Consider the following 20,691-nt stretch of genomic DNA (forward strand, 5'->3'; position numbering starts at 1 on the left):
TTAGCGGACCGAGCGCAGCGCGCTGGTGAAGCGGGGCAGTACGCGGCTGAGGACTTCGCCGATGTAGCCGAGGAACAAGGTGCCCACCGAGCTCTTGTAGTGCTGCGGATCGCGACTGGCGATGGCCAGCAGGCCCTGGCCGCTGCTCAGATTGACCAGCGCGGTGGAGCCGATCTGCTTGCGTTGCTCTTCGCCGAAGAGGAAGTCCAGCTCGTGATCGCGCAAGGTCCCGGCCACACTTTTGCCGTCGGTGAGCAAGCCGCCGATGGCGCCCTTTGCTTCGGCGCTGGTGATCGAGCGGCCCACGGGCGTTGGCGCATCGCTGAACAGGATCAGGCTGACGAAGGGCACCTGGAATTCCTGGCGCAGGCTATCTTCGACGGCCATGACCACTTCTTCGAGGCTGCCGGCGTCCAGCAGGGCGAGGATCAGTCGACGCGTCTTGTCGAACAGCCGATCGTTGTCGCGTGCGACGTCCATCAGTTGTGACAACCGATGGCGCATCTCGATGTTGCGCTCGCGCAGCAGCTTCATCTGCCGCTCCACCAGCGACACGGTATCGCCGCGCTGATGAGGCAGACGCAACGAGGTCAACAGCTCCTCGTGCTCGACGAAAAAGTCGCCATGCTCGCGCAGGTAGGCGGCAACGTCTTCGGCAGCCAGCACCGGGCCTTCGGGCAGATCACTCATAAGCGCACTTGTCCTTCATACACGCGAACCGCAGGGCCCGTCATGATCACTGGATGGCCTTCGCCGGCCCACTCGATGGACAAGCGTCCGCCGGTGAGGTCGAGGGTAACGGGCGAGTCCATCCAGCCCTGACTGATGGCCGCGACGGCGGCAGCGCAGGCACCGGTCCCGCACGCCTGGGTTTCCCCGGCGCCACGTTCCCACACCCGCAACTGCGCGCGATGACGGTCGATGACCTGGATAAAGCCGACGTTGACCCGCTGCGGGAAGCGCGGGTGATGCTCGATCTTCGGCCCCAATTCGCGAACCGGCGCGCTGTTGACGTCCTCGACGCGCAGCACGGCGTGGGGATTGCCCATCGATACGGCAAAGATCTGCTCGGTCCGGCCTTCGACATCCAGCGCATAAGTGAGCGCACGGGCATGGGCCTGGAACGGGATGTCCGCCGGCACCAGGCGCGGGGCGCCCATGTCGACGCTGATCTGGCCGTCGTTGCGTACATCGAGCTGGATCACGCCGCCTTTGGTTTCGACGCGGATCAGCTTCTTGGCGGTCAGGCGTTTGTCCAGCACGAAGCGGGCGAAGCAGCGCGCACCGTTGCCGCACTGCTCGACTTCCGAACCATCGGAATTGAAAATCCGGTAGCGGAAGTCGACGTCCGGGCTGCTCGGTGCTTCGACGATCAGCAGTTGATCGAAGCCGATGCCGGTATTGCGATCGCCCCATTGCTTGGCGTGCTTGGCTTGGATGTGCGCGTGCTGGCTGACCAGGTCGAGGACCATGAAGTCGTTGCCCAGGCCGTGCATCTTGGTAAAACGCAGCAGCATGGGGTTACTCCGGCAGCAGGCTTTCGCCGGCATACAGCTCGGCTACGGTCTCGCGGCGGCGCACTTCGAAAGCCTGGTCGCCATCGACCAGCACTTCGGCGCAGCGGCCACGGGTGTTGTAGTTGGAGCTCATGACGAAGCCGTAGGCACCGGCCGAATGCAGGGCCAGCAAATCGCCCTCGGCGATGGCCAGCTGCCGATCCTTGGCCAGAAAATCGCCGGTTTCGCAGATCGGCCCGACCACATCGTAGGCGCGCGGCGCGATGTCGGTACGGGGAGAGACGGCGGTGACGTTCATCCAGGCCTGGTATAGAGCCGGGCGAATCATGTCGTTCATGGCCGCATCGACGATGGCGAAGTCCTTGAATTCGGTGTGCTTGAGGTATTCGACCTGGGTCAGCAGCACGCCGGCGTTGGCGACGATATAACGGCCGGGTTCGAACACCAGCGCCAGATCGCGGCCGGCGATGCGCTCACGTACGGCCTTGATGTAGTCGCCAACCAGCGGTGGCTCTTCGTCGCGATAGCGTACGCCGACGCCGCCACCGAGGTCGATGTGGCGCAGGTGGATGCCGCAGTCACCCAGACGGTCGATCAAGCCGAGCAGGCGATCAAGGGCGTCGAGGAAGGGCGGCAGGCTGGTCAGTTGCGAACCGATATGGCAGTCGACACCGATGACGTCCAGGTTGGGCAGTTGCGACGCGCGGATGTAAACGTCTTCGGCGTCAGCGATGGCGATGCCGAACTTGTTTTCCTTGAGCCCGGTGGAAATGTACGGGTGGGTGCCGGCGTCGACATCGGGGTTGACGCGCAGGGAGATCGGCGCGCGCTTGCCCAGCTCGGCGGCGACCACTTGCAGGCGCTCCAGCTCGTCGGTGGACTCGATGTTGAAGCAGTGCACACCGACTTCCAGGGCGCGACGCATGTCTTCGCGGGTCTTGCCGACGCCTGAGAAGACGATCTTGTCGGCCTTGCCACCGGCGGCCAGGACGCGCTCGAGCTCGCCACCGGAGACGATGTCGAAGCCTGCGCCCAGGCGGGCCAGGACGTTGAGCACGGCGAGGTTGGAGTTGGCCTTGACCGCGTAGCAGACCAGATGCGGTACGCCGACCAGCGCATCGGCGTAGGCGCGGTACTGGCCCTCGATGTGGGCACGGGAGTACACATAGGTGGGCGTGCCGAAGCGCTGCGCAAGGGCAGACAATGCGACGTTTTCCGCGAACAGCTCACCGCCGCGGTAGTTGAAAGCGTCCATGGTGGTCCCTGATCAGTAGTGCTTGTGGGTTTTGCTCTGCGACGACTTGGCCTGGTCGGCGGGCGACGCGCTGCCATCGGGCATGTACAGCGGGCCTTTTTGTCCACAGGCACTTACAAGGCAGGCAACCGCGACAAGCGCAGCCAGGGAGGAAATCATGCGCTTCATGGCGACATCCTTTGTATAAGCATTAATTGCGCCCGAGTATACCCAGCCCCTGCCGCCTTGCCTATTCGAGCCGACTGGGTGGTGCAGGGGCAGGGCTGGGCAGATGATGGCGAGGCGGCTGACGCCTTCGCGGGCAAGCCTTGCTCCCACAGTGCACTGCCGCATCTGAGCCGTACACCCGTGGGAGCAAAGCTTGCTCGCGAAGGGGCCGGTCGTGCTTGCCCAGCACCACAGACACAGCCGCAGGTCTTTAATCTTTGCATTCGGTGCGCGCTGCTCGTATCGTGCCGCGCTATAGCGTCATCAGACACTTTTCGAGGTTCTTGCAATGAGTTTGACCGAAGCCCGTTTTCACGACCTGGTCGATGCCACCCAACAAGCGCTGGAAGATATTTTCGAAAGCAGCGACCTGGACCCTGATCTGGAAATCTCGGCCGGCGTGTTGACCGTCAAGTTCGAAGATGGCGGCGGCGCCTTGATCTTCAGCCGCCAGGAGCCCTTGCGTCAGCTGTGGCTGGCGGCGAAGAGCGGCGGCTTCCACTTCGACTACGACGAAGAGGAAAGCAACTGGAAATGCGACAAGAGCGAAGAGCTGCTGGGCGAAATGCTCACTCGCATTGTCCTGGAGCAGGCTGGCGGCAAGCTGGACTTCACCGCGGTCGATGACGAAAGTGAGCGCTGAAACCCCCGTCCGACCACCCAAGCCGCTGTACAGCAATGTCAGCCCGGCGGTGCCGTCGCCATGCATCAGCCTGTGCCGGCTGGACGAGCACCGTGTGTGCCGCGGGTGCCTGCGTCACGTCGAGGACATCCGCGAATGGCGCTCGGCCGACGATGCCCGGCGCCGCGTGATCTGCGAGCAGGCCAGCCAGCGCCGCCTCGCCTCAGAGGCTGGTCAGCGCGCTGTTGAGTGAGCGTTCGAGCTCGGTCTTGTAGCGCAGGTAGGCGTGGGTCGACGGCGCGCTATCGGTGAACACGCCGGAGAGGTCCAGGTCGGTGATGTAGCACCGGTAGCGCTCGCCGCCGGTACGCTGGGCGATGATCTGCTGTGCCACCTTGGTGTACAGCTGCGTGCCGTGTTCCAGCTCGCTGAATTCCATCTGATTGCAATACAGCGTGATCTGATGCTGATCGGCAGAAGTGCGTTCGATGATCGCCTGGATATCGTAGAACGGCCGCTCCACCGCGCCCTGGGGCGCCAACCGCGGTTCAGCGGCGCGCGCCGGCCCGGTCGCGGTGGCCGTGCCGGCAGGCATCAGCCGGTAGTAGCGCAGTTCCAGCGCCGGCGCCGGGAAGCCGTCTTCCATCGGCCGTAGCGCCTCGCGGCGAAACAGGATGGAATGAAAAAAGCGCTGCAGCGGCGCCAGCAGGGTGTTTTCGTCGAGAAAGGGCAGGCGCTGGCACCACAGCACGTTGAACTCATCGAGTACGTATAGCTGCGCCTGGCGATCGTACTGGCGGTAGAACACCTGCACGCAGTTGGGCTTGCCCTGGGCGAGCACCAGCGCCAGATCCTGGCCCTCCAGTGCATGCTCATCGACCCGTAGCGGGCTGTAACCGCCTTGGGCTTCGCCAAGTTGGGTGATCAGCGCCGGCAGGGTTTCGAGCACCACGTGGCTGACGTTGCCGCGTACCAGCTTGAGCAGGTGATAGTGCTTTTCGACCTTGAACAGGTAACGGTAGCCGCGATCGTACTCAAGCAGTTGCTGGGCGGTATTGAATAGCGCTTCGACCCGCTGGGCGATGGCCGACGCGCGGTTGTGGCAGAAGCAACGCACCCGCAGGCGCGGCGCCGGGCGCTCGGACACCAGGCTGTTGAGGTAGTCGCGCAAGCAATCGAGCAGCGCGTGGGGGCTGTCGTAGCGGCTGACCTGGACTTCGTTCCAGCTATTGATCATGACTTGATCGAGGGTCAACACCAGGTTTTCCCGCACCCCGGCGTAACTCAGCGAGTCGGTGCGCTCGGTGGTCATGAGGATGTTCAGGTCGCGATGGTGACCAAGCGGGTCGACCCCGACATTGACCATCAACAGCACTTCGGCCGGCACGCTGGGCAGCAGCAATTGTTCGTCGCTGACGTCGCTGTGCTCCAGATCGATGCTTTGTTGCAGGCTGCCCAGCAGGTTGAACAGCTCGAATTCGGTCAGGTCGCTGGTGCCTGGGTGCAAGGCCATGCGCGTGCTGCTGTCGATCACGCCGTTGCGGTGGCTCCAGGCGAGCAGTTCGATCAGCTCGCGGCTACGTTTGAGTGGCGAGAAGTGCTCCCACTCCTGAGTGCCCAGATTGCCCGTGAAGATCGCCCACTGAGTCTGGCCAGGTTCGCGCTTGTTGGGCGATTGCACCAGGGTGAGGGTGTCTTCGGCCAAGTCCGGGGCGATGCCGGGGTTGATGTGTTCGATCTTGCCGGCGCGGCGCTCGAAGGCGGCGTACAGGCGCCGGCCAAGGATATTCATGTCGCGCCGATCGGTGGGCGTGCCCATCGGCTGGTTGCGAGCGAACTGGGTGAGGAAGCGGTAGCTGTAGTTGAGTTCGTTGATCAGTGCGCGGCGCTCGCTGCCCACCTGGCGGACCTTCCACTGGGTGCGGCTGTCGAGCAGCATCAGCTGACGTTCGTCCCACTGCCATTCGGTGGTGAGTTTCTCCAGCACCTGACGTTGCCAGCCCTGGCTGCGCAAGCGCGCCGGGCCGCTGAGCTTCTTGTTGACCTTGAGGTAGAACGCGCGGCGCACCAGTTCCAGGCGCTGGGGCTCGTTGCGGGCCAGCAGGTATTCCTCGATGCGGCGGTAGACCATCACGTAGGGGTCGAATTCGTCGAGGTCGAGCTGGCGGCTGAACACCGCTTGCTTGAAGCGCAGGCTCAGGCATTGCACGTGGGGATGCTCGCTGGCGTAGACCTCGGTCAGCAGCAGCTTGAGCACCGATTTGTAGGGCGAGTCGATGCCTTTGTACAGTTGCCACAGGCCTGCACCGATGAACTCGCCTGGCGGAATGTGCGCCATGTGGCCCAGATCGAGCACTTCGTTCTCGCGGATGAAGCGCTTGGACAGCAGCGTGTGGGTGTACTCGGCGTAGCGAGACTCTTCGTACACGGGCACCAGCCACCACAACGGCGTGCGTCCGGCCATCCAGATGGCGGTGCGGTAGAACTCGTCGAGCAGCAGGTAATGCTGAGTGCTGCCGCAGTTTTCCGAGCTCAGGGCGTCATCGCGTTCGCCTTGGGCAAAGCGTTCGCTGTCGATCAGAAAAAAATGCGCTTCGGCGCCCTGGCTCTCGGCCCAGACCTCCAGCAGCGTGCATTTGCGCGTCAGTTCGTCCTTGCCCTGAGCGCTGAGGCTGGCGTCATGGCAGACCCACATGTCCATGTCGCTGTTTTCGGTTTGCGCCAGGGTGCCCAGGCTGCCCATCAGGAACAGCCCGAGAATCGGCCGTGGCAGATTGCCCTGGCGGGTCTTGTAGGAGAACGAGCGGGTCAGGCGCTGGGCTTCGGCCAGCACGTCGTCTTCGGGTTCATAGGTGGAGATGCCGGCGGGTGTGGAGCCGGAGACATAGCCAGGGAGCAATGGGTGATTGACGTGGAAGAACAGCGGCAGCAGCTTGAGCACGGCTTGCTGACGACCCGAGAAACCCTCGAGCGCGCGCTCCATCCGTCCCTGGTTGATGTCCAGGAAACGTTTGCGCAGCTGGCTGAGGACCTTGCGGTCGATCCCCTGATCCAGATCGGGGCGAATTTCGTCGTTGCGCGTCATTTAACACTCAAAATCACCCCGGCCGGGTGTGATAGCGGGGGGCTCTGAGCGGGTTATCGGCGTGATCGGCAGGATGTTGAGGGTTAATTGGTGGTTTACGCTACGGACCTGTGGGAGCGGGCTCTGGCCGCGAAGGCGTCGGCAGGCGCACCACATCAAGCTATTCGCCGCCGGATGCGCAAGCCCGCTTCCACAGGGATTTGTTCAGGGCTGGGGTATCAGGCCGCCTGGGGCAGCTTGAGGATATCGAGCAGCGACTGCGCGTGCTCGGCGGCGAGGATGCCGCGGCTCGTGAGGTAGCCACCGTCCTGGAGGGTGATGAGTTCTTTGTCGTGAAGGCGCTGCGCGGCGGCGATTGCCTGGGGTGCGGCGGTGTGGTGGATTTTCAGCCCTTCCTGAGTATTGCCGAGATTGAACAGGGCAAGGATTTCCAGTTCGGCGATCAGTTCGGTGGAGTAGGACATAGACAGAGGCGCTCCAGGACTATTGTTATGGACGCGGCAATGCGGGCCGCGGCAACCCCGACTGGTAGCAGCGGGGTTTTTCAAGTGTAGTCAGGCTCTGGAAGTTCTGCCCGGTTTGCAGTGTCGGAATGTTTCAGTCGCGCTCGGGGGGCAGTTCCGGGAGGGCGCGCAGGGCGGTTTCGTACCACTGCGTATCGAACGGGCGGTCGGCGTCGAGCATGGCGTCGATCTCGTAGGCCAGCACGTGAGCCATCAATTCGACGATGTCGTCATGGGCATAGCCGACCAGCGTGAGCTTGTTGTAGGTGGCCTTGGCCGCTGCCGGCTCGCCGCTCTCCAGCTGGTTCTCGATGGCTTGGGTGAGGGTAGATTCAACGAATTGCTCTTCGTCGTCCTGTTCGATGTCGTTCGCTTCGCTCATGGGCGTAGCCTCCATAAAGGGGATTGGCGAGGGGCGATCCCCCTCGCCGCAAGGGTATCAACGGGAGGCGAGCAACGCCTGGCCACGCACGACGGCCGCCTTGACCTGCGCCGGGGCGGTGCCGCCGATGTGGTCGCGGGCGTTGACCGAGCCTTCGAGCGTCAGCACGGCGAATACGTCCTGCTCGATCTGGTCGCTGAAGCGGCGCAGTTCTTCGAGGCTCATTTCCGCCAGGTCCTTGCCGCTCTCGACGCCATATTTCACGGCGTGGCCAACGATTTCGTGGCAATCGCGGAACGGCAGGCCACGGCGCACCAGGTAGTCGGCGAGGTCCGTGGCGGTGGAGAAGCCACGCAGCGCCGCTTCACGCATGATCGCGTGCTTGGGCTTGATGGCCGGGATCATGTCGGCAAACGCGCGCAGCGAGTCGCGCAGGGTGTCGGCGGCGTCGAACAGTGGTTCCTTATCTTCCTGGTTGTCCTTGTTGTAGGCCAGGGGCTGGCCTTTCATCAGAGTCAGCAGGCCCATCAACGCGCCGAACACGCGGCCGCTCTTGCCGCGGACCAGCTCGGGGACGTCAGGGTTTTTCTTTTGCGGCATGATCGAGCTGCCGGTGCAGAAGCGGTCCGGCAGGTCGATGAACTGGAACTGGGCGCTGGTCCATAGCACCAACTCCTCGGAAAAGCGCGACAGGTGCATCATCGCCAGGCTGGCGGCGGCGCAGAATTCGATGGCGAAGTCGCGATCCGAGACGCCGTCCAGCGAGTTGCCGCTGACGGCCTCGAAGCCCAGCAGCTTGCAGGTCAGCTCGCGGTCGATCGGGTAGGTGGTACCGGCCAGCGCGGCGCTGCCCAGAGGCATGCGGTTGGCGCGCTTGCGGCAGTCGACCAGGCGCTCATAGTCGCGGCTGAGCATCTCGAACCACGCCAGCAGGTGGTGCCCGAACGTTACCGGCTGCGCGGTCTGCAGGTGAGTGAAGCCCGGCATGATGGTCGCGGCCTCACGTTCGGCCTGCTCCAGCAGGCCCTGCTGCAGGCGGGTGATTTCGCTGAGGATCAGGTCGATTTCGTCGCGCAGCCACAGGCGGATGTCGGTGGCGACCTGGTCGTTGCGGCTGCGCCCGGTGTGAAGTTTCTTGCCAGTGATGCCGATGCGGTCGGTCAGGCGCGCTTCGATGTTCATGTGCACGTCTTCGAGGTCGACGCGCCATTCGAAGCTGCCGGCCTTGATTTCCGCCTCGATGGTGTTGAGGCCGTCGATGATGGTATCGCGCTCGGCGTCGGTCAGTACGCCAACGCTGGCAAGCATCGTGGCGTGGGCGATGGAGCCCATGATGTCGTGGTGATACAGACGCTGGTCGAAGTTGACGGAGGCGGTGAAGCGGGCGACGAAGGCGTCGACGGGTTCACTGAAGCGGCCGCCCCAGGACTGATTGGTCTTGTCTGTGCTCATGAAAACGCTCGTTGAAGGCGTGAACGGGAAATTGCCCGCAATAATAACAGGGTTGCCAGGCAGTTCGGCGTCGGCTTATCTGAACGCTTTGCGCATCAGGGGATGATCACGATCAGCCTGTGGGGGGCTGTTGTTGCGCTACTTTATATCTGCAGGGGAGACGGCATTGGCGAAACGATATTTATCGATTGAGCAATATCGTCTCGGCGAGCGTCTACAGTAGGACTGGGGGCGACACAATTCCCGATGACCTGCCGATCCCGCAGCTAACCTTACAACCGTTGTTGGAAATGCGCTGATTCCGGCGTAGCCCCGCGCTTCGAAGGCGGACTGGTCAGCGTCGAAGCCGATTACCAAGGGGGAGAGTTCATATTGAGCATCAGCAATCCCTATGACGAAGCCTCCGTGCGGCACGTTTGCGGCGGCACGCATCAGGCGCTGGAGAACATTGGTGCGCGACTTGCGGCACTTTTTGGGCTCCGGGCGAGTCTGAGCGTGGATCACCGTGACGGTCGATATAACACTTGTCTACGTTACCCATGTGCAAGACTCACGCAGGAATCCAGCGCTCTATGAATGTCCTGATCGTTGACGACGAACCCCTTGCCCGCGAGCGTTTGAGCCGATTGGTCGGCGACCTTGAGGGCTATAGTGTCATGGAGCCGGGCGCCGGAAACGGCGATGAAGCCTTGACCATGATCGACTCACTCAAGCCCGATGTGGTGTTGCTCGATATCCGCATGCCCGGAACCCTCGACGGTCTGCAGGTGGCGGCCCGCCTGTGCGAGCGCGATGCGCCGCCTGCGGTAGTGTTCTGCACCTCCGACGACGAGTTCGCGCTGGATGCGTTTCAAGTCAGCGCCGTGGGCTATCTGGTCAAACCAGTGCGCTCCGAGTTGCTGCTCGAGGCCTTGAAAAAGGCGGAGCGCCCCAACCGAGTGCAGTTGGCCGCACTGACCCGTCCGGCGGCAGAAACCGGTAACGGACCGCGTACCCACATCAGTGCTCGCACCCGCAAGGGCATCGAGCTGATTCCATTGGATCAGGTGATCTATTTCATCGCCGATCACAAGTACGTGACCCTGCGCCATGAGGGCGGTGAGGTGTTGCTCGACGAGCCGTTGAAGGCGCTGGAAGACGAGTTCGGTGATCGTTTCGTGCGTATTCACCGCAATGCCTTGGTGGCTCGTGAGCGTATCGAGCGTTTGCAGCGCACGCCTCTGGGGCACTTCCAGTTGTATCTCAAGGGCCTCAATGGTGACGCCTTGATCGTCAGTCGCCGGCATGTGGCGGGTGTGCGCAAGATGATGCAGCACCTGTGAGTTGAAGATTGCCTTCGTGGGCAAGCCTTGCTCCCGCAGAGGCACGACTCAGGGAGTGCGGGCAATGTAGGAGCGAGGCTTGCCCGAAGAGGCGGGAGCTGCCGTATGTGTCCACGAGCCAGCTCACTGAAAATGCTATGATTGCGGTCTTTACCCTGTACGGACCGACTCATGTCTCTTCGCCCCATCCGCATCGCCACCCGCAAGAGCGCTCTCGCGTTGTGGCAGGCCGAATACGTCAAGGCACGCCTGCAAGAGGCTCATCCCGGCATCGAGGTGACTCTGGTGCCGATGGTCAGTCGCGGCGACAAGCTGCTCGACTCGCCGCTGTCGAAAATTGGCGGCAAGGGCCTGTTCGTCAAGGAGCTCGAAAACGCCCTGCTGGACAACGAAGCCGATATCGCCGTGCACTCGATGAAAGACGTGCCAATGGACTTTCCCGAAGGCCTCGGACTTTTTTGCATCTGCGAACGTGAAGATCCACGCGATGCCTTCGTTTCCAACACCTATGCCAGTCTCGAGGCGCTGCCTCTGGGCGCTATCGTCGGCACTTCGAGCCTGCGTCGCCAGGCGCAGCTACTGGCCCGCCGTCCCGATCTGGTCATCCACTTCTTGCGTGGCAACGTCAATACCCGTCTGGCCAAGCTCGATGCCGGTGAGTACGACGCCATCATTCTTGCCGCCGCCGGCTTGATCCGCCTGGGCTTTGCCTCGCGAATCGCCCATAACCTCAGCGTCGAGCACAGCTTGCCAGCGGGCGGGCAGGGCGCAGTGGGCATCGAATGCCGCAGCGCCGACACCGATCTGCATGCTCTGCTGACACCGTTGCATCACGATGATACCGCCGCGCGGGTCATTGCAGAGCGCGCCATGAACAAGCACCTCAATGGTGGCTGCCAGGTGCCGATCGCCTGCTACGCGGTGCTTGAGGGCGACAGCTTGTGGCTGCGCGGCCTGGTCGGCCAGCCCAGCGGCACCCTGACCTTGAGCGCCGATGCGCGTGCGCCGCGTAGCGATGCCGAAGCGTTGGGCATCCAGGTGGCCGAGCAGCTGCTGGCCCAGGGCGCGGCCGAGATTCTGCGCGACGTCTATGGCGAGGCAAGTCCCGAGTGACGGCCTGGCGTCTGCTGCTGACCCGGCCCGCGCAGGAGTCCGCCGCCCTGGCGCGGGCCCTCGAGCAGGATGGCGTTTTCAGTAGCAGTTTGCCGCTGTTGCACATCGAGCCGCTGCCGGTGACCGCCGCGTTGCGCGAGCCGATCGCCCACCTTGATCGCTATGCGCTGGTCATCGTGGTCAGCAAGCCGGCCGCGCGCCTTGGTCTCGAGCTGCTGAATCAGCGTGTGCCTGGGGCGCGGCCTTTATGGTTCGCTGTCGGCGCTGGCACCGCGCATGTCCTCAAAGAGCAGGGCCTGGAGGTACAGTTTCCTGCCGAGGGTGACGACAGCGAGGCATTGCTGCGCCTCCCTGCGCTGCTGTCGCAACTTGACCAGCCAGCGCCGCGCGTGCTGATCTTGCGCGGCGAAGGTGGTCGCGAGTGGCTCGCCGAGCAACTGCGAGCGCGTGGCGCGACGGTCGACTATCTGCAACTCTATCGTCGCCACCTGCCGACCTACGCCATCCACACCCTGCGTCAGCGTATCGAGGTGGAACGCTTGAACGGCGTGGTGGTCAGCAGTGGGCAGGGTTTTGCTAACCTGCTGCAGTTGGCCGCCGATGATGCGCCCCTATTGCTCGGCTTGCCGTTGTTCGTGCCCAGCGCGCGTGTTGCAGCCATCGCTGCTGCCGCGGGCGCAGCCAACGTGATCAACTGTGCTGGTGCTAGCGCCCTGGCCCTGCGCGAGGCGCTGCGACAGTGCCCGGCGCCGGGGTCGGCTACCACTGACAAGAACGCCTAATACAAAGGATGGATACGTGAGCGAAACAGTCTTGCCCAAAGAAGCACCCGCGCCTGAGGCGCCACTGACTCCACCTGTGGACAAACCCGCACGCAGCGGTACGGCGATTGCGATGTTGGCGCTGTTGGTTGCCGCCGCAGGCGTCGCGGTGGGTGGCTGGGGCGTCTGGCAAGTGCGTCAGCTTGAGGCTGGCCATCAATCGCAATCCGCGCAGATCGAAACCCTGACCGCGCAATCGCAGGTCCTCAAGCAGGGCGAGCAGGCGCTGGATACGCGCTTGTCCCAACTGCCGCCGGCGGCCGAGCTGGAAGAGCGTCGGCGGCTGGTCGCGCAGTTGCAGGGCGATCAGCAACGCTTGAGTCAGCGCCTTGAAAGCGTGGTCGGGGCCAGTCGCAAAGATTGGCGCCTGGCCGAGGCCGAGCACCTGGTGCGCCTGGCCAGCCTGCGTCTGTCGGCCCTGCAGGACCTCAACAGCGCTCGCGCACTGGTGCTGGGTGCCGATGAAATTCTTCGTGAGCAGGACGACCCTGCCGCTTTCGCGGCCCGTGAGCAGTTGGCCAAGAGCATGGCCGCGCTGACCAGCGTGCAGCAGCCGGACCGCACCGGGTTGTTCCTGCAACTGGCAGCGCTGCGTGAACAGAGCGCGCAGCTGTCAGTGCTCGCGCCTGAATTCCAGGCTGCAGCCCAGGCCCCGGCGCTGGATGACGAGAGCGCTGGTTTCGCCCACTGGCGCCAATGGTGGCGGACGATTTCCGGATTCTTCCGGATTGATTTCAAGCCGGATGACAACATCCGTCCGCTGCTGGCCGGGCAGAGCCTGCAACAAGTGCGCCTGGCTTTGAGCCTGGCGCTGGAGCAGGCGCAATGGGCCGCGCTCAACGGCCAGGGCCCCGTTTATACCCAGGCTCTGGATCAGGCGCGCAGCCTGGTCGCTAGCAGCTTCAATCAGGACAACACCCAAGCCCGCTCGTTGCTGGCGCGGGTCGATGAGCTCAAGGCGCAGCCGGTGACCATTGATGTTCCTGACCTGAGTACCAGCCTGGCTGCTCTGCAGGCCTATATGGCGCAGCGGCACACCCCTGTGGAAGGCGCCAAGGCGCCAGCTGAGCCGGGGGCTACGCCATGAAGCGACTGTATGTGATCCTGGTGGTGGCCATCGCCCTGGCGATGGTGCTGGGCCTGGGTATCTCCCAGAGCCCGGGTTACATCTTGATCGACTACCCCCATGTGTTCCGCTACGAATCGGGTATCTGGTCGACCTTGGCGGCGCTATTGGCGCTGTGTCTGGTGCTGTTCGTGCTCGGCCTGCTGCTGCGCGCGCTGGCCACTTCGACCGGGCTGGTCAATCCCTGGTCGCGGCGCAATCGTTCGCGGCGCGTGCAAAGCGCTATCGAACAAGGCCAGCTGGACCTTGCCGAGGGTCGCTGGAGCAGCGCCGAAAAGCATCTGCAACGGGCCGCCGAGGCTGAGCCGCAGCCATTGCTGTATTACCTAGGCGCCGCGCGAGCCGCCAATGAACAGGCCCGTCATGCCGAGAGCGATGCATTGCTTGAACGCGCCCTGTTGCGTCAACCGCAGGCCGAGCTGGCTATCGCCCTGAGCCATGCTCAGCTGCAGATCGACCGTGGCGACAGTGACGGTGCCTTGCAGACCCTGCAGGCCATGCACGAGCGCCATCCACGCAATGTGCAAGTGCTGCGTCAATTGCAGCGCCTGCATCAGCAGCGCGGCGAGTGGCCGGCGTTGATTCGCTTGCTGCCCGAGTTGCGCAAGGACAAGGCTTTGCCCGTGGCCGAACTGGCCGAGCTGGAGCGTCGCGCCTGGGGCGAGAATCTATCCTTGGCAGCCGTGCAACCGGGTGCCAGAGAAGAGGGGCTGGCGGCTTTGCACAGCGCTTGGCAGGAGTTGAGTTCGGGCCAGCGTCAGGAGCCGGCGCTAGTTCTGGCCTATGCCGAGCAGTTGCGTCAGCTCGGTGCGCAGGTCGAGGCGGAGGAGGTCCTGCGTCAGGCCCTCAAGCGGCAGTACGACAGCCATCTGGCACGCCTCTACGGGCTGGTGCGCGGTGCCGATTCAAGCAAGCAATTGCAGAGCGCTGAAGCATGGCTCAAGCAGCATCCAGATGATTCCAGTCTGTTGCTGACACTGGGCCGACTCTGCCTGCAAAACCGCCTGTGGGGCAAGGCTCGGGATTATCTGGAAGCCAGCCTGCGCCTGCAACGCAACCCCGAAGCCTGCGCCGAGCTTGCCCGGCTGTTGGCACAATTGGGTGATACCCAAGGCAGCAATCAGCTGTTCCAGGAGGGGCTTGGATTGCTGGATGAGCGTTTGCTGGCCGCGCCACTCCCCGAGTTGGCGAGGGGCTGAGCCGGATCTATGGGAGGGCTTTCGGGCCCTTTCGCGGGCAAGCCTTGCTCTCGCAATATCCACAGCGCCTGAGTCGTACACCGGTATGAGCAAAGGTTGCCCGCGAAGAGGGCCTGAGCGACAAAGCAAATCTTGCAGCCATGCGTTGTTGCACATTCGCTGAACTTTGAAGCGTTTTCAGAATTGTCTTAACTGCGTCGTCTTGAAAGCCGGACGACCTTTACTCTACCGTGGCAACTTGTCTTTTCCGATATCGGGTTTGCCATGATTCTGGCTCGTTCGCGTTCCATGTTCCTGTTGGCGTTTTTCGCCTCGATGTCGATCATGGGCGCCGCGCTGTATCTTGAATACGAAGTTGGCCTGCAACCCTGTTCGCTGTGCATCGCACAGCGATTTTTCGTGGTGGTATTCGGTGTGTCCTGCCTGGCGGCTGCGGTACATTTTCCGCGCACCCGGGGCATCCGTGTCTATTCCGCCATCGCCCTGCTCAGCGCTGTACTCGGTGGCTTTGCCGCGACGCGGCAGTTGTGGTTGCAGGACCACGCCGATATATCGGCACTGACCTGCCACCCCGGTTTGTGGCAGATGCTGCAACACGCGCCGCTCCTGCAAACCCTGAAGGTGCTGGCACTGGGCACGCCCGATTGTGGCTCCGTCACCTGGACTCTGCTGGGCTTGAGCCTTCCCGAGTGGAGTCTGCTGGGTTTTAGCGGGCTGGGAGCGTTCGCGGTCATCCAGCTATTGCACCGCTGATGCGTCAGATGGCGGTGTCGGCGCCAGGGCAGTGGATAAAACACTTGTATGAACTTAGTCGCATGCGTACCTTGAAGCCACTGCCGTGCGGGCATAATCTCCCTGCACGCGCCCAAGAAATCAGGCTGTCGAGTGCTGCTTCTTGCGTCGGGCTTTCGGCCCAAGGTCGCATCGAACGGGCAGCACCTCCCAAGGGAAAATCATCATGTTGGAAAGTTGCAAGAATGCTCAGGAACGCTGGGGCGGGGTTCATTTGCTTATCGACCGTTGGTTGAACGAGCGTGAAGAACTGGTCAAGGCGTATCGCGAACTGGAAGCCAAGTCCGATACCCTCGGCGCGGATCATCAGGTACTGCTGACGTTCTGCGAGGCACTCGTCGATTACTGCTCCGCCGGGCATTTCGAGGTTTACGAACAGCTCAATAGCGAAGCCAAGGCCTTCGGTGACGAGCGTGGACTGGAGTTGGCGGATCAGTATTACCCGCGTATCAACGCGATCACCGAGAAGGCCATGGCCTTCAACGATCACTGCGATAATGGCGACTGGTCCCATGCCGATGAAGTAGCTGCCGAGCTCAAGGCATTGGGTGGTTTGCTGCACGAGCGTTTCGAGCTTGAAGACTTGTTGATCGAGGTGCTGCACACCTCGCACAAGGAAGCCGTTGCAGTGCCGCAGTAAGCGGTCGGCAGGCCGGGAGTCAATCCCTTCCCGCCAGGGGTGTTTCACCTATCAGTCGGCGACGCCCAGCAGTTCTATCTCGAAAGTCAGTGGGGTGTAAGGCGCGATCACATCGCCCGCACCCTGCGCGCCATAGGCCAGCGCCGACGGTATCACCAGCCGCCACTTGGCCCCTACCGGCATCCCCTCCATCCCATCGCGCCACCCTTCGATCACACTGTCGAGTCGGAACCATTGCGGTTGCGAGTTCTCGTCGAACACGCTGCCATCCGGCAGCATCCCTTTATAGGTGACCTGCACGCGCCCGCTGGCTTTGGCGGCGTTGCCATTCCCTGCTTTCAGTTCGGTGATCAGGATGCCATTGGGCAGGGCTCGCACGCCTGGCTTGGCTTTTTCGGCAGTCAGAAAATCATGCTCGGCGCTCAGGGCTTTTTCACTTTGCGGTTGCGCGCTGCTGGCCGCGACCTGAGCGTCGTGCTCGGTGAGAATCTGCTCGATGCGTTCCTCGCTCAACGCCAGTGGCTCACCCTTGTAGGCTTGGCGCAACCCCTCGATCAGGGCGTCGAGTTGCAGTCCAGGTACCTCGTCATGCAAGCGCGAGCCGAGGCTGGCGCCGAGGCTGTAACCAAGATCGTGGGGGCTGGTGGTCGGCACTGGCTCGGCGGCGTGGGCCATGGTGGTGAGCAGGCAAAGCGGTAACCAAATCCGGTGTTGCATGGGCACTCTCCACGTTCGAATAATCGTGATTATGCCAGTGCCCGATGTCCCTGCGCAGATGCTCTTTGAAACATTGGCGCAAGCAGCGCCTCTTGCTTATGCAACGTAGCGCCGGATGTGCTGTCAATATGCCCTAGCGGCTGTGGCTTGAGAGGGCTAGTATGGGCCGCATTCACGTCAGCCAGGAGGTAAACCATGTCGGCCAGTAAGAAGCCTGTAAATACTCCGTTGCATTTGCTCCAACAGCTTTCGAGCAGCTTGCTCGAGCATTTGGAAAGTGCCTGCTCCCAGGCATTGGCTGATGCCGAGAAGTTGCTTGCCAAGTTGGAAAAACAACGAGGAAAGGCTCAAGAAAAACTCCACAAATCGCGCACCAAACTGCAAGACGCTGCCACTGCCGGTAAAGCCAAGGCGCAGACCAAGGCCAAGGGCGCTGCTGCCGAGCTCGAGAAACTGCTGGACGCACTGCAGGCTCGTCAGGCAGAGACCCGTCACTACATCGTTCAGCTCAAGCGCGACGCTCAGGATAGCCTGAAGCTCGCTCAAGGCGTGGGCAAGGTCAAGGAGGCTGCCAGCAAAGCGTTAGCCAGCCGTCCTGCTTCCAAGCCGGCGACTACCAAGGCAAGCAAGGCTGCCAAGCCTGCGGCTAAAGCGGCGGCCAAATCGGCTGCAGCCAAGCCTGCTGCAAAACCTGCGGCTGCCAAGGCTGCGGTCAAGGCCCCTGCCAAGACTGCTGCTGCGAAATCGGCTGCCAAACCCGCTGCTGCCAAACCTGTCACCCGGGCTGCTGCGAGCAAGGTCGCTGCCAAGCCTGCCGTCAAAGCTGGCACTTCGACCGCCAAGCCTGCTGCCAAACCGACCGCTGCCAAAGCTGCCAGTGCAGCCAAGCCGGCCGCTAAAGCCAAGCCTGCAACTGCAGCCAAACCGGCCGCTGCTGCCAAATCGACTGCTGCAAAACCAGCTGCCGCCGCTAAATCGACCGCTGCTGCGAAACCAGCTGCCGCTGCCAAGTCGACCGCTGCTGCGAAACCAGCTGCCGCCGCCAAATCGACCGCTGCTGCGAAACCAGCTGCCGCCGCCAAGTCGACCGCTGCTGCGAAACCCGCTGCCGCCGCCAAGTCGACCGCTGCTGCGAAACCAGCTGCCGCCGCCAAGTCGACCGCTGCTGCAAAACCAGCTACCGCCGCCAAGTCGACTGCTGCTGCAAAACCAGCCACTGCCGCCAAGCCTGCCACCGCTGCCAAGCCTGCCACCGCTGCCAAACCAGCACGTACGCCAGCAGTGAAAAAACCAGCCGCTGCGAAGCCAGCTGCCAAAACCGGTACGTCGGCACCCGCTGCAGTCAGCAAGCCGGAATCGGCACCTGCCAGCCCTGCCAGCCCGGCACCGTCCACTGCATCGACATCCGTCGCCGCACCGGCAACCAGCACCGCCACACCTTCGAGCGCTTCCTAAGCGTCGGGCACTGCGGCGCGCAGTCGACCCAGCGCGCCGCGGTCGTCCATCTTCGCCGCCGGGCTTTTCGGTTCCGGCAGCATGGCTTCCAGCCATAACTTCGGTTGAGCGGTTGCAGGCCAGTCTTCGCAGCGTCGTGCCAGCCGCTCAAGCAATACCTTCTCCGCTTGCAATTCCAGCCCCTTCACCGTCTCGCGCAACTGCGCCAGCTGGCTATCGTGCCTTGCGACTTCGCGCCACCGCCGACGCAAGCCCCGTAACGGCTCGACAACGGCAGCGGACCATTCCTGCGCCAGGGTTTCCAGCATCGCCAAGCGCTCAGGGGTGCAGGCCACCGAGCGCCGTTCAAGCCAGGCCCCACAGAGCAGCAGGCACACGTTGGCGCCCAGATCGTCCTGCAAGGCCAGGCAGTCCTCGGTCACGCCGGGGCATTGATAAAGCGAGACCGCAAAGGTCCATAGATCAGCTTGCATAGCAGTGCCCGCGCCAGTTGCCGACGAAGCTGGTAGACTCCGCCGCCATTATGATCCGAATTCAGAACCTCACTTTACAGCGTGGCCCGCAACGTCTGCTAGAAGACGCCGAGCTGACCCTGCACGCCGGCCATAAAGCCGGCCTGATCGGTGCCAACGGCGCCGGCAAATCCACCTTGTTCGCCCTGTTGCGCGGCGAGTTGACGCCCGATGGCGGTAGCTGCGACCTGCCGGCGGACTGGCGGATCGCACACATGCGCCAGGAAATCGAAACCCTGGACCGCATCGCCGTCGACTACGTACTCGACGGCGACCTGTACCTGCGTCAGGTACAGCGCGACCTGCTGGCGGCCGAAAGCGCCCAGGACGGCAGCGCCCTGGCGCGTCTGCATGCCGAGCTCGACAGCGCCGACGGCTACACGGCCGATGCCCGCGCACGCAAGCTGCTGGCCGGCCTTGGCTTTACCAACGAGCAGATGGACCGACGCGTCGGCGACTTCTCCGGTGGCTGGCGCATGCGCCTGAACCTGGCCCAGGCGCTGATGTGCCCGTCCGACCTGCTGCTGCTCGACGAACCCACCAACCACCTGGATCTCGATGCGATTCTGTGGCTCGAAGACTGGCTGAAGAATTATCCGGGCACCTTGCTGCTGATTTCCCACGACCGGGATTTCCTCGATGCCGTGGTCGATCACATCGCCCATATCGAACAGTGCAAGATGACCGTCTACCGTGGCGGCTATTCGGCTTTTGAACGCGCCCGTGCCGAGCGTCTGGCCCAGCAACAACAGGCCTACGACAAGCAGCAGGCGCAGCGCGCGCACATGGAAAAATACATCGCCCGCTTCAAGGCCCAGGCCACCAAGGCGCGGCAGGCCCAGAGCCGCATCAAGGCACTGGAACGGATGGAAGAACTGTCGGCTGCGCATGTCGATTCGCCGTTCGATTTTGTGTTTCGTGAATCGCAGAAAATCTCCAGCCCGCTGCTGGATCTGTCCGAAGGCCGCCTGGGTTATGGCGACAAGACCATCCTCGAGAAGGTCAAGTTGCAGCTCACTCCCGGTGCCCGCATAGGGCTGCTGGGGCCAAATGGCGCCGGCAAGTCGACCCTGATCAAGAACCTCGCCGGCGAACTCGAGCCCCTAAGCGGTCGCCTGGTGCGCGGCGAGAACCTGACGGTGGGTTACTTCGCCCAGCATCAACTGGACTCGCTGGACAGCAAGGCAAGCCCCTTGCTGCACCTGCAGCGCCTGGCTCCCAGCGAGCGCGAGCAGACGCTGCGCGATTTCCTCGGCGGTTTCGACTTCCGCGGCCCGCGCACCGATGAGCCGGTGCTGAATTTCTCCGGTGGCGAAAAGGCTCGTCTGGCCTTGGCGCTGATCGCCTGGGAGCGGCCCAACCTGCTGCTGCTCGACGAACCGACCAACCACCTGGATCTGGAGATGCGCCTGGCGTTGACCATGGCGCTGCAGGAATTCAGCGGCGCGGTGCTGGTGGTTTCTCACGATCGGCATTTGCTCAAGAGCACCACCGACGATTTCCTGTTGGTGGCCGATGGCAAGGTCGAGCCCTTCGACGGCGATCTCGACGATTACGCGCGCTGGCTGGTGGACTACCGCCAACGCAACGCGCCAGCCAGCAGTGCGCCGGTCAATGCCGACAAGACCGACAGGAAGGCTCAGCGCCAGGCTGCCGCCGCGTTGCGCCAGCAATTAGCCCCGCACAAGCGTCAGGCCGACAAGCTGGAGCAAGAGCTCGGTACCGTGCACGAGCAGTTGGCCAAGATCGATGCGCGCTTGGGCGACTCCGACGTCTATGAGCCCGGGCAGAAAGACGAACTGCGGGACCTGCTGGCGCGACAGGCCAAGTTCAAGGTGCGTGAGGGCGAATTGGAAGAAGCCTGGATGGAAGCCCTGGAATTGCTGGAAAGCATGCAGGCGCAGCTGGAAGCACTGTCCTGACAGTCGACACCAGCGCGAGGCTCGATTAACGTCCCCTTGTAGCAAGGGG

21 protein-coding genes and 1 pseudogene are annotated in these 20,691 nt (G+C 63.0%); 12 read left to right on the top strand and 10 right to left on the bottom strand.

The genetic code is table 11. The annotated features are described in order from the left end of the window. The 4 genes from REH34_RS16655 to lptM are packed head-to-tail and all read right to left on the bottom strand — an operon-like array spanning position 1 to position 2,940. On the bottom strand, positions 1 to 690 hold the full coding sequence (locus REH34_RS16655; RefSeq protein ID WP_226504018.1) for a DUF484 family protein: 690 nt from the start codon (positions 688 to 690) through the stop codon (positions 1 to 3). Beyond that, positions 687 to 1,517 carry a diaminopimelate epimerase gene (dapF, locus tag REH34_RS16660; RefSeq protein WP_311968499.1) on the bottom strand — a complete coding sequence of 277 codons (831 nt, stop codon included), beginning with the start codon at positions 1,515 to 1,517 and terminating at the stop codon, positions 687 to 689. Before dapF ends, REH34_RS16655 begins: the two co-directional genes overlap by 4 nt. A 4-nt stretch (positions 1,518 to 1,521) precedes the next feature. Continuing rightward, positions 1,522 to 2,772, bottom strand: a complete 1,251-nt coding sequence (gene lysA / locus REH34_RS16665; RefSeq protein ID WP_226504020.1) for a diaminopimelate decarboxylase — start codon at positions 2,770 to 2,772, stop codon at positions 1,522 to 1,524. A gap of 12 nt (positions 2,773 to 2,784) precedes the next feature. Then, the gene (gene lptM, locus REH34_RS16670; protein ID WP_226504021.1) at positions 2,785 to 2,940 is read right to left on the bottom strand and encodes an LPS translocon maturation chaperone LptM; all 156 of its coding nucleotides are present in this window, start codon (positions 2,938 to 2,940) and stop codon (positions 2,785 to 2,787) included. A 328-nt stretch (positions 2,941 to 3,268) separates the two neighbouring features. Between lptM and cyaY the strand changes: the two genes are divergently transcribed. Together cyaY and REH34_RS16680 are read left to right on the top strand one after the other, a co-directional pair. Further along, entirely contained in the window at positions 3,269 to 3,622 is a 354-nt protein-coding gene (cyaY, locus tag REH34_RS16675; protein WP_226504022.1) for an iron donor protein CyaY, read from the top strand. Further along, the gene (locus REH34_RS16680) at positions 3,612 to 3,854 is read left to right on the top strand and encodes a DUF1289 domain-containing protein (RefSeq protein ID WP_226504023.1); all 243 of its coding nucleotides are present in this window, start codon (positions 3,612 to 3,614) and stop codon (positions 3,852 to 3,854) included. Before cyaY ends, REH34_RS16680 begins: the two co-directional genes overlap by 11 nt. Here REH34_RS16680 and REH34_RS16685 read toward each other — a convergent pair. The 4 genes from REH34_RS16685 to argH all read right to left on the bottom strand — a co-directional run bounded on the left by REH34_RS16685 (position 3,825) and on the right by argH (position 9,023). Continuing rightward, positions 3,825 to 6,686: a class I adenylate cyclase gene (locus REH34_RS16685; RefSeq protein WP_311968500.1), complete on the bottom strand. Its 2,862-nt coding sequence runs from the start codon at positions 6,684 to 6,686 to the stop codon at positions 3,825 to 3,827. The two genes, REH34_RS16680 and REH34_RS16685, sit on opposite strands and share 30 nt — an antisense overlap. A 218-nt stretch (positions 6,687 to 6,904) precedes the next feature. Continuing rightward, positions 6,905 to 7,150 carry a TIGR02647 family protein gene (locus REH34_RS16690; protein WP_311968501.1) on the bottom strand — a complete coding sequence of 82 codons (246 nt, stop codon included), beginning with the start codon at positions 7,148 to 7,150 and terminating at the stop codon, positions 6,905 to 6,907. Positions 7,151 to 7,283: 133 nt separating this feature from the next. Then, positions 7,284 to 7,571, bottom strand: a complete 288-nt coding sequence (locus REH34_RS16695) for a hypothetical protein (protein WP_311968502.1) — start codon at positions 7,569 to 7,571, stop codon at positions 7,284 to 7,286. Positions 7,572 to 7,628: 57 nt separating this feature from the next. Then, a complete protein-coding gene (argH, locus tag REH34_RS16700) occupies positions 7,629 to 9,023 on the bottom strand; it encodes an argininosuccinate lyase (RefSeq protein WP_311968503.1) in 1,395 nt (464 codons plus the stop codon). Positions 9,024 to 9,180: 157 nt separating this feature from the next. Between argH and REH34_RS16705 the strand changes: the two are divergent. The 8 genes and pseudogenes from REH34_RS16705 to rsd all read left to right on the top strand — a co-directional run. After that, positions 9,181 to 9,599, top strand: a pseudogene (locus tag REH34_RS16705) (sensor histidine kinase); the annotation flags it as partial. Next, positions 9,596 to 10,345 (top strand): LytTR family DNA-binding domain-containing protein, encoded by a 750-nt coding sequence (locus tag REH34_RS16710; RefSeq protein WP_226504028.1) that lies wholly within the window; start codon positions 9,596 to 9,598, stop codon positions 10,343 to 10,345. The pseudogene REH34_RS16705 and the gene REH34_RS16710, both read left to right, overlap by 4 nt. Positions 10,346 to 10,516: 171 nt before the next feature. Further along, positions 10,517 to 11,458, top strand: coding sequence for a hydroxymethylbilane synthase (hemC, locus tag REH34_RS16715; RefSeq protein WP_311968504.1), 942 nt, complete (start codon positions 10,517 to 10,519; stop codon positions 11,456 to 11,458). Then, positions 11,455 to 12,240, top strand: coding sequence for a uroporphyrinogen-III synthase (locus REH34_RS16720; protein WP_311968505.1), 786 nt, complete (start codon positions 11,455 to 11,457; stop codon positions 12,238 to 12,240). Before hemC ends, REH34_RS16720 begins: the two co-directional genes overlap by 4 nt. A 16-nt stretch (positions 12,241 to 12,256) precedes the next feature. Continuing rightward, on the top strand, positions 12,257 to 13,366 hold the full coding sequence (locus tag REH34_RS16725; protein WP_311968506.1) for a uroporphyrinogen-III C-methyltransferase: 1,110 nt from the start codon (positions 12,257 to 12,259) through the stop codon (positions 13,364 to 13,366). After that, positions 13,363 to 14,604 carry a heme biosynthesis HemY N-terminal domain-containing protein gene (locus tag REH34_RS16730; protein ID WP_311968507.1) on the top strand — a complete coding sequence of 414 codons (1,242 nt, stop codon included), beginning with the start codon at positions 13,363 to 13,365 and terminating at the stop codon, positions 14,602 to 14,604. Before REH34_RS16725 ends, REH34_RS16730 begins: the two co-directional genes overlap by 4 nt. A gap of 264 nt (positions 14,605 to 14,868) precedes the next feature. Beyond that, entirely contained in the window at positions 14,869 to 15,357 is a 489-nt protein-coding gene (locus tag REH34_RS16735) for a disulfide bond formation protein B (RefSeq protein WP_226504033.1), read from the top strand. Positions 15,358 to 15,562: 205 nt separating this feature from the next. Further along, positions 15,563 to 16,036, top strand: coding sequence for a sigma D regulator (gene rsd / locus REH34_RS16740; RefSeq protein ID WP_226504034.1), 474 nt, complete (start codon positions 15,563 to 15,565; stop codon positions 16,034 to 16,036). A gap of 51 nt (positions 16,037 to 16,087) precedes the next feature. On the opposite strand, the gene REH34_RS16745 is transcribed toward rsd, so the two are convergent. Further along, positions 16,088 to 16,753 (bottom strand): FKBP-type peptidyl-prolyl cis-trans isomerase, encoded by a 666-nt coding sequence (locus REH34_RS16745; protein ID WP_226504035.1) that lies wholly within the window; start codon positions 16,751 to 16,753, stop codon positions 16,088 to 16,090. 195 nt (positions 16,754 to 16,948) lie between these two features. On the opposite strand from REH34_RS16745, the gene REH34_RS16750 reads away from it, so the two are divergent. Next, on the top strand, positions 16,949 to 18,208 hold the full coding sequence (locus REH34_RS16750) for an AlgP family protein (RefSeq protein ID WP_311968508.1): 1,260 nt from the start codon (positions 16,949 to 16,951) through the stop codon (positions 18,206 to 18,208). Here REH34_RS16750 and REH34_RS16755 read toward each other — a convergent pair. Continuing rightward, a complete protein-coding gene (locus tag REH34_RS16755; RefSeq protein WP_311968509.1) occupies positions 18,205 to 18,681 on the bottom strand; it encodes a TIGR02444 family protein in 477 nt (158 codons plus the stop codon). The genes REH34_RS16750 and REH34_RS16755 overlap by 4 nt on opposite strands. A 50-nt stretch (positions 18,682 to 18,731) precedes the next feature. Between REH34_RS16755 and REH34_RS16760 the strand changes: the two genes are divergently transcribed. Further along, entirely contained in the window at positions 18,732 to 20,642 is a 1,911-nt protein-coding gene (locus REH34_RS16760; RefSeq protein WP_311968510.1) for an ATP-binding cassette domain-containing protein, read from the top strand. Positions 20,643 to 20,691 lie beyond the last annotated feature (49 nt).

Origin of the sequence: Pseudomonas baltica (genome assembly GCF_031880315.1) — a bacterium.
Lineage (GTDB): Bacteria > Pseudomonadota > Gammaproteobacteria > Pseudomonadales > Pseudomonadaceae > Aquipseudomonas.